A 7850-nucleotide genomic window follows, 5' to 3' on the forward strand; every position below is an offset into this window, starting at 1 on the left:
TGATATGAAAAGCATTAAATTCATTTGGTTGTTAATTGTTCTGATTTTTACTTCGTGTGCAAAGGATGATTTAAAACTGAATAAAGAAAAATGCTACTTAGTTTTTAGAGAGTCCGATAGTAAAGAAGGATTCTTTGTGAAGAAATTTAATCTTGGTAATTCAAAAGTGACCCATGTGGGATTTTTGATCTACAACGAAATGTCATGGAAGGTTTTTCATGCGATTAATAAGAACGGAAATTGTATAGAGCAAATTGAGTTTGATGATTTTTGTGATTCCGGAAAAAGGAAGTTGCATCTGGAGTTTCTTGAAATTCTAGATTTCAACTCGAAGACTAAACTGGTTTCAAAAATAGATTCAATCAAAAAGTGCAATCTAAAATTTGATTATTCTTTTTCCAATACAGCAACAAAATCAATTTACTGTTCAAGGTTTGTCTGCAAAATTTTGGAAGCGACTGATTCGGATAAGTATCATTTTGACCTTCGCGAAAAGAAATTGAATGCAATTGAATCTTCATTCCTGAATAAAGAAAGACTGCTATATTATCCGGTTGATATTTTTCTTTTTGACCGAAGATTTAAAAGAATACACATACAATAAAAAAGTCCCGATTTCTCGGGACTTTTTTATTTATTGATAAAATCAGACAGTCTTTTTCTCTTCTTCGTCATCTGGTTTTTCATCAGTTTTTTCAACCGGTTTTTCAACCGGTTTTTCAACCGGTTTTTCTTCATTTTTCTCAATATCGGATAAAGATTCTTTGTTTTCCGGGGTTTTAGAGTCCGTTAAATTGCTGATCGTATCTTCCACTTTATCCACAACGCCAGATAGTGTGTCTTTGGCGTCGTGTGCTTTGTCTTCCATCCAGTCGGCGGCTTTCGTAGCGGTTTCTTTCGCAGAATCCACTAAATTATTTAAAGAATCTTTTACGCCTAACTCATCATATTTTTGTTCGGCTTTATCTGCTATTTCAGAAGCTTTTTCGCCGGCTTCTTTGGCAAGCGATTCTACTTTGTCTACGGCCGTATCTGCCATATTGGAGACATTTTCTCCTAAGCCTTCGGTGCTTTTTTGAGCTTTACCGAAAAGCGAACTAAAAAAACTAGCTATTCCCATAATTTTTTGTTTTTATCAAATTTACGAAAAAAAATAAAGAATTAACTTATAAAAGTTGATATTGGTATTAAATTAACGTTTTAATAATCAGAGTCTCTGCTGGTTGCGTTTTCGTGTTGGTTATTTTTGGATAAGTCTTTCTTTTATCGTTGCCCTTTTTCTATCTTTGTCGAAAGCCCAATAGTTTAGTATCATTACCATTTATTCAAAAGAAGTTGGTTGCGCTAGATGGGATAAAAAGATAAATGTAGCGAAGTTTGCTATGGATAAAAATATAGTTTTTTTAATTAATACCTCTGAAATTACGGCCGGTACCCGGGGAGCTTCATTAGGGCCTAATGCGGTTATTACCGCAGCCAGAAAGAAAGGGAGTTTCATTTTTGGGGAAAATCAAGTTGTAAAACTCAAAAGCGTAAATGAATTACTGGATAAAACCACGACACACCAATATGCAAAGCGTATTGATGGTCTGGCGGAAGTATATTCACTATTAAATGATAAAGTTGCTTCGTTATTAGAGGACAATCAGTTTCCGATAATTTTAGCAGCAGATCACGGTTCTGCCGGAGGAACAATTGCCGGAATCAAATCGGCATTTCCCAACAAACGTTTAGGTGTGGTTTGGATCGACGCACATGCCGACATTCATACGCCTTTTACAACGCCTTCCGGGAATATGCACGGAATGCCTTTGGCTACGGCTTTGGCTATTGATAATTTGGAATGTAAAACAAATGAAGTTCCTGCTGAAACGCTTGCTTTTTGGAATCAGTTGAAGCAAATTGGAGGGATTTCTCCGAAAATTGATGCAAATGATCTGGTTTATATCGCTGTTAGGGATACGGAAAGCCAGGAGGATGATGTTTTGAGCCGATTTAATATCGAAAATTATAAAGTAGCCGATGTGCGCTCCAAAGGCGTAGCTGAAATAGTCAAAGCTATTGATGAAAAACTGAAAGACTGCGATTGTATTTACGTGTCTTTTGACGTCGATTCGATGGATCCCGTGCTAACCTCTCACGGAACAGGAACTCCGGTTAATGATGGTTTGACTCCTGAAGAGGCAAAAGCTATTCTTGACCATTTCGCTAATAACGATAAAACGGTTTGTATTGAATTTGTTGAAGTAAACCCGTGTTTGGATGAAAAGATAAATACTATGGCGGAAGTAACCTTGGATTTGGTTGAAACTATAGTGCAAACATTAAAAAAGTAAAACTATGCAGCAAACTACAAACACTGTCCTGATGATTCGCCCAGTGGCATTTCGCAGGAACGAGCAGACCTTGGTTAATAATTACTACCAAAAAACAGGTGAAACGTTATTGCCGGCAACTGCTAATGCCAAGGCCCAGGATGAGTTTGATGCTTTGGTGGCGAAGTTGCGCGGTGTTGGGGTAAATGTTATTGAAATTAATGATACTTTAGATTCGGATACGCCGGACAGCATTTTTCCGAACAACTGGATTTCTTTCCATCAGAACGGTGATGTGGCGCTATACCCAATGTTTGCCGAAAACCGTCGTCTTGAACGAAGAGAAGATGTTTTGGATATTATGGAGGAAAATGGCTTTTATATCGATCAGCTTGTTGACTATAGTTCAGCCGAACAGGAAGGACTCTTTCTTGAAGGAACCGGTAGTTTGGTGTTGGATCGTGAGAATATTAAAGCCTACTGTGCACTTTCCGAAAGATCTAGCGAAGAAATCATGATTGAGTTTTGCGAAGATTTCGAAATGAACCCGGTAATTTTTGAAGCTTTTCAAACGGTTAACGGAGAACGAAAGCCTGTCTATCACACTAATGTAATGATGAGTATAGGGGAAACTTTTGCAGTAATTTGTGCAGATTGCATAGATGATAATAAAGAACGAAAAATGGTTCTGGATTGTTTGAAATCGGATGGAAAAGACATCATTCTGATAACAGAAGATCAAATGAACAGCTTTGCCGGTAATATGTTGCAAGTTCGCGGCACCAATGACAAACGTTATTTGGTAATGAGTACAAAGGCACACCAAAGTCTGACTCCGAAACAAGTTCAGGGACTTGAAAAACACTGCGAAATAATAACTTCCAATTTGGATACGATCGAGTCATACGGGGGTGGAAGTGCGCGTTGTATGATGGCGGAGGTGTTCTTGCCTCAAGCAGAAGAATTAGAAGATTTGGATTGATATAAATATATTATTGCATAAAAGAGGCTGTCCCGAAAAGACAGCCTCTTTTATTATCCTTTACCCTTATTGTATTCCTCTTGTGAAACCATATAAGTCAATTAAGTTTTTGACTATTAGTTCATCTTCTATGACTTATATGTTTATCAAATGTTATCTACTTAAGCAATATTTTTTTTTGGGGAAATCAAGTAAGTCATTTGGGTTTTAAAATTCTGACTTTTGAGACAGTCTCTTTTTTATTAAATAGTTTTGAAGATATTAACAACCGAAACGCTGATATACTGAACGCCAATTGCAATTACAATAAATCCGATGATTCTTGAAATGGCCACAATACCCGAGGCTCCCAAAATTCTTGACAAATAATGAGCGCTTCTTAAAATGATAAAAATAGCAACGGCTACAGCTAAAATAGCACCACAAACGATGGCTTTGTCCATGAAGTCCGGGTAATCCTGATAAAAAGCAATCAATAGTGAAATGGAACCCGGTCCGGCCAGCATTGGAATAGCCAATGGGGTAAGGGCAATATCACTTCTTTTTTGAGCGTCGTTGGCTACTTTTTTGTTAACCCCTCTCTTTTTTCCGAAATTTCCGCTTAATAAGGCAAAACCGGAACTTACAATTACCAGCCCTCCGGCAATACGTAACGCATCAATACTGATTCCGAAGAATTTCAAAACATATTCTCCCACAAAGAAAGAGATGATTAATATGATAAAGACGTTAATGGCTGTCCATAAAGACGTTCGGGAACGCTCTGTTTTACTGTCGTGTTGTGTTAGTCCAACAAAAACTGGAACAGCTCCAAGTGGGTTTAAAACTGAAAATACGGCTGCAAAAATGTAAATAAATAACTCCATTGGTTTTGTTGCAAAATTAAATCGATTAGTAAAGACGCATGTAAATATTGGGTTAAACAACAATTATGTAATTGAAAACTCCCTGATTGACTAAAATAGGAAAAAAAGGATAAAAATAGTAACTTTATTAAAAAAATAATGTAGATGAAAACATTGGTGATAGGTGCTTCAGTGCATCCGGAACGTTATTCTTTTCTGGCGGTTAACAGCTTGCTTGAGCATGGTCATGAGGTAGTGGCAATAGGCGGACATAAGGACACTATCGGAGATGTGAAAATTGAAACCGAAAAATTACCCTTCGAAAACGTTCATACTGTCACCATGTACCTGAATCCGACGCATCAGAAGGAATATTACGATTATGTAATTAGTCTTAAACCGCAAAGGGTTATTTTTAACCCGGGTGCAGAGAACGAAGCGTTTTTCGATTTGCTTGAAAAAGAGCATATTCCGTTTGAATCCGCCTGTACTTTGGTACTGCTTGCTACCAATCAGTTTTAGAATCGGGTCTCGCCGGTGGCAGGTTTGCTTATCAGCAATAAACCAAGCAGGGTTATCAATCCGTTAACAATGATTAATTCAAACGAAAACACATAGCCGCCAAACCATACTTTCGAATTGGAATTGATGAAATAAGTAATCAGTGGTGATGCAATACAAATAAGAGGTACAAGCTTGTCGTTAACCGTTTTCGATTTGATGAAAAGTCCAAATCCATATAATCCCAAAAGCGGACCGTAGGTATAACCGGCAACGGTGAAAATCATAGTTACTACAGATTTGTCGTTAAGTGAATTGAAAATCAATATCACCAAAAACATCAGAAATGAAAAGGCGAGGTGAACCAAATGCCTTGTTTTAACTGTTTGCATATTATTGGCGTTTTCGGCTTTGTCCATGCCAAGAAAATCTACGCAAAACGATGTGGTCAATGCTGTCAGTGCGCTGTCGGTTGTAGCGAAGGTTGCGGCGGTCAGTCCCAAAAGAAAGATTACGGCCGGAATGATACTTAAATGCTTGAAGGCGATTTCGGGGAAAAGATAATCTGTTCGGGTAATCCCGTCAACCGTTGGAATTGCAACTCCGTTTTTCTCGGCGTACATATAAAGTAAAGCTCCAACACTTAAGAAGAAAATATTTATCAGGACAAAAATCCCGGTAAAAGTGAACATGTTTTTCTGTGCTTCGCCGATGTTTTTACAACTCAAGTTTTTCTGCATCAAATCCTGATCCAGTCCCACCATTGCAATCGTTACAAAGATTCCGCCCAGAATCTGTTTTACTACATAATTGCCCTGAAGGTAGTCTTCGTAGAAAAATATTTTGGAATAATTACTGTTTTTAACTGCTTCAAACGCTTCCAATGCGCTGAAATCCAAACTTCTGCAAACAAAAATGATCGTAAGGAATACGGAAGAAACCAGGAAAAATGTTTGTAGTGTATCCGTTATGATGATGGTTTTTAATCCGCCTCTATAGGTATAAGCGAAAATTAATCCCAATGAAATAAGTACGGTTGCAGCAAAAGGTATGTTGAAGTCGTCAAAAACATAACGCTGAAGTACAATTACCACCAAATATAATCGAAAAGCCGATCCGATGGTTCTGCTGATTAAGAATATGATAGCCGAGGTTTTGTAACTGATGGTTCCCAGACGATGTTCAATATAGCCATAAATTGATGTCAGGTTCATTCGATAGTATAGTGGTAAGAGTACTTTGGCAATAATTATGAATCCGATGGCGTTTCCCAGGATGAACTGGAAGTATTTGAATTGCAAATCTGGATTACCGACTTCACCCGGAACAGAGATAAACGTAACACCGGAAAGCGCAGTGCCAATCATTCCGAAAGCCACCAGGTACCATTTTGAATTTTTATTCGCTTTGAAAAAAGTATCGTTACTGTGGTCTTTTTTGCTTACGATGTTGGAAATCAGAATAAGAAGTCCGAAATAAATGATGATAATGGTAAGTATGGTTGCCGATGTCATTGTTTAAATTTTATTGTGCCAATTTACATAAATAATATTCAAATTGTCAAATCGAATAATCTTCAAATTATTTACTTTTGCGACATGGAATTCTCTTCAAAACTATTAGAAAGAGCAGTAAACGAAATGGCTCAGCTACCCGGTATCGGAAAGCGGACAGCCTTGCGCCTTGTACTGCATTTATTGAAACAGCCGAAAGAGCAGACGGAGCAGCTGACATCAGCCCTGCTCAAGATGCGGGAGGAAATAAAATTTTGCAAAAAGTGTCATAATATTTCGGATGTGGAAATTTGCGAAATTTGCTTAAATCCTTCCCGTGATGCTTCGGTGATTTGTGTGGTGGAAGATATCCGGGATGTTATGGCTTTGGAAAATACTGCTATGTTTAAGGGGTTGTATCATGTTTTGGGAGGTAAAATTTCTCCGATTGACGGCGTGGGGCCAAGTCAGTTGAATATAAATTCGCTGGTGGAAAAAGTGAAGGCCGGAGATGTGAAGGAAATTATTTTTGCCTTGAGTTCAACCATGGAAGGGGATACCACCAATTTTTATATCTACAAACAAATTAAGGACTATGAGGTGATTACTTCTACGATAGCGAGGGGAATTGCCGTGGGAGACGAGCTGGAATATGCAGATGAAGTGACTTTGGGAAGGAGTTTAATGCAGCGTATTCCCTTTGAGAATTCATTGCGGAATATGTAAATGTTACTTTTTAACGTAATATCGCCGAATAAGTTTAAAAATTTGAATTGAAAAACTATATTTGTTTTTTTAAAATAAGAATGATGAAAAAAGAATTATTTCTTTTACTATTAATTATAGGGTTTTCTTCGGTTTCGTGCATACCAACAAAAGAGTTGACATACCTTCAGAATAAAGGCCAGGACAGTTTGACGGTTAATGTCAATCAGATGGTAAACAAACCGTACAGAGTTCAGGTAAATGACATATTAAGTATAAAGATCAAGGCATTGGATCAAAAGTTGGTGGATATGTTTTCGCCGTCAGGGAATCAAGCGGGAGGTCAGGACGAACAGTCCCTGTACTTTGACGGATTCACGGTTGATGATCACGGGAATATAAGAATCCCGGTATTGGGGGAGATGAATGTTTTGGGCTATACCCTTGATGAAATAAGACTGAAAATTGAAAAACAGCTTTTAGATGACTATTTTAAAAAGGAGGCTAATATTTTTGTTACAGTTAAATTGGCGGGATTGCGATATACCGTAAATGGTGAGATTGGAAGTCCCGGAACAAAAACGCTTTTTCAGGATAAGGCTACTATCATGGAAGCTATTGCCAATGCAGGAGATATTACTATGACCGGAAACAGAAAGGAAGTGTCGATTATTCGTCAGTATCCGCACGGGACAGAAACCCACACTATTGATTTGACGGATGCGAGCGCGATGAAATCACCTTATTATTATCTTCAGTCGAACGATTATATTTACATAAAACCATTAAAGCAAAAATCATGGGGAACAGGGACTACCGGTATGCAGTCTGTTTCCACCATAATTACTGCTTTGTCTTTGGTGACAACAACACTTTTATTACTTAATTTATAACTGGCAAATGCTCGATCCGAAAGATTTTACCTTTTTTGAACGCAATAATAATTTTGATTTTAAAAGCTTTGTAACAAAGCTTTTGGGTTATTGGAAGTGGTTTGTATTGAGTTTAA

At 37.7% G+C, this 7850-nt stretch carries 9 protein-coding genes; 6 read left to right on the plus strand and 3 right to left on the minus strand.

Annotated features, from left to right (window positions below):
* A partial coding sequence (locus VLB74_RS01540) for a C40 family peptidase (protein ID WP_325201712.1) occupies positions 1-604 on the plus strand: 604 nt, incomplete at its 5' end.
* Between the two features lie 42 nt (positions 605-646).
* Here the strand turns inward: VLB74_RS01540 and VLB74_RS01545 are convergent.
* Positions 647-1120 carry a hypothetical protein gene (locus VLB74_RS01545; protein WP_325201713.1) on the minus strand — a complete coding sequence of 158 codons (474 nt, stop codon included), beginning with the start codon at positions 1118-1120 and terminating at the stop codon, positions 647-649.
* A 262-nt stretch (positions 1121-1382) separates the two neighbouring features.
* On the opposite strand from VLB74_RS01545, the gene VLB74_RS01550 reads away from it, so the two are divergent.
* Positions 1383-2336, plus strand: coding sequence for an arginase (locus VLB74_RS01550; protein WP_325201714.1), 954 nt, complete (start codon positions 1383-1385; stop codon positions 2334-2336).
* Positions 2337-2340: 4 nt separating this feature from the next.
* Positions 2341-3297 (plus strand): citrulline utilization hydrolase CtlX, encoded by a 957-nt coding sequence (gene ctlX, locus VLB74_RS01555; protein ID WP_325201715.1) that lies wholly within the window; start codon positions 2341-2343, stop codon positions 3295-3297.
* Between the two features lie 242 nt (positions 3298-3539).
* Here the strand turns inward: ctlX and VLB74_RS01560 are convergent, their stop codons facing one another.
* Entirely contained in the window at positions 3540-4163 is a 624-nt protein-coding gene (locus tag VLB74_RS01560; protein ID WP_325201716.1) for a MarC family protein, read from the minus strand.
* A gap of 144 nt (positions 4164-4307) precedes the next feature.
* Between VLB74_RS01560 and VLB74_RS01565 the strand changes: the two genes are divergently transcribed.
* Positions 4308-4664, plus strand: coding sequence for a CoA-binding protein (locus tag VLB74_RS01565; protein ID WP_325201717.1), 357 nt, complete (start codon positions 4308-4310; stop codon positions 4662-4664).
* On the opposite strand, the gene VLB74_RS01570 is transcribed toward VLB74_RS01565, so the two are convergent.
* Positions 4661-6157: a sodium:solute symporter gene (locus tag VLB74_RS01570; RefSeq protein WP_325201718.1), complete on the minus strand. Its 1497-nt coding sequence runs from the start codon at positions 6155-6157 to the stop codon at positions 4661-4663. The genes VLB74_RS01565 and VLB74_RS01570 overlap by 4 nt on opposite strands.
* 84 nt (positions 6158-6241) lie before the next feature.
* On the opposite strand from VLB74_RS01570, the gene recR reads away from it, so the two are divergent.
* Positions 6242-6862 carry a recombination mediator RecR gene (recR, locus tag VLB74_RS01575; protein ID WP_325201719.1) on the plus strand — a complete coding sequence of 207 codons (621 nt, stop codon included), beginning with the start codon at positions 6242-6244 and terminating at the stop codon, positions 6860-6862.
* Positions 6863-6945: 83 nt separating this feature from the next.
* Entirely contained in the window at positions 6946-7734 is a 789-nt protein-coding gene (locus tag VLB74_RS01580) for a polysaccharide biosynthesis/export family protein (protein WP_325201720.1), read from the plus strand.
* Positions 7735-7850: the final 116 nt, after the last annotated feature.

It is taken from the genome of Flavobacterium sp. (assembly GCF_035456225.1).
Classification (GTDB): domain Bacteria; phylum Bacteroidota; class Bacteroidia; order Flavobacteriales; family Flavobacteriaceae; genus Flavobacterium.

Excerpts from the sequence above, each read along its gene's own strand:
- VLB74_RS01545 (WP_325201713.1), bottom strand. The coding sequence starts at position 1,120 with ATGGGAATAGCTAGTTTTTTTAGTTCGCTTTTCGGTAAAGCTCAAAAA.
- VLB74_RS01550 (WP_325201714.1), top strand. The coding sequence starts at position 1,383 with ATGGATAAAAATATAGTTTTTTTAATTAATACCTCTGAAATTACGGCC.
- ctlX (WP_325201715.1), top strand. The coding sequence starts at position 2,341 with ATGCAGCAAACTACAAACACTGTCCTGATGATTCGCCCAGTGGCATTT.
- VLB74_RS01560 (WP_325201716.1), bottom strand. The coding sequence starts at position 4,163 with ATGGAGTTATTTATTTACATTTTTGCAGCCGTATTTTCAGTTTTAAAC.
- VLB74_RS01565 (WP_325201717.1), top strand. The coding sequence starts at position 4,308 with ATGAAAACATTGGTGATAGGTGCTTCAGTGCATCCGGAACGTTATTCT.
- VLB74_RS01570 (WP_325201718.1), bottom strand. The coding sequence starts at position 6,157 with ATGACATCGGCAACCATACTTACCATTATCATCATTTATTTCGGACTT.
- recR (WP_325201719.1), top strand. The coding sequence starts at position 6,242 with ATGGAATTCTCTTCAAAACTATTAGAAAGAGCAGTAAACGAAATGGCT.
- VLB74_RS01580 (WP_325201720.1), top strand. The coding sequence starts at position 6,946 with ATGAAAAAAGAATTATTTCTTTTACTATTAATTATAGGGTTTTCTTCG.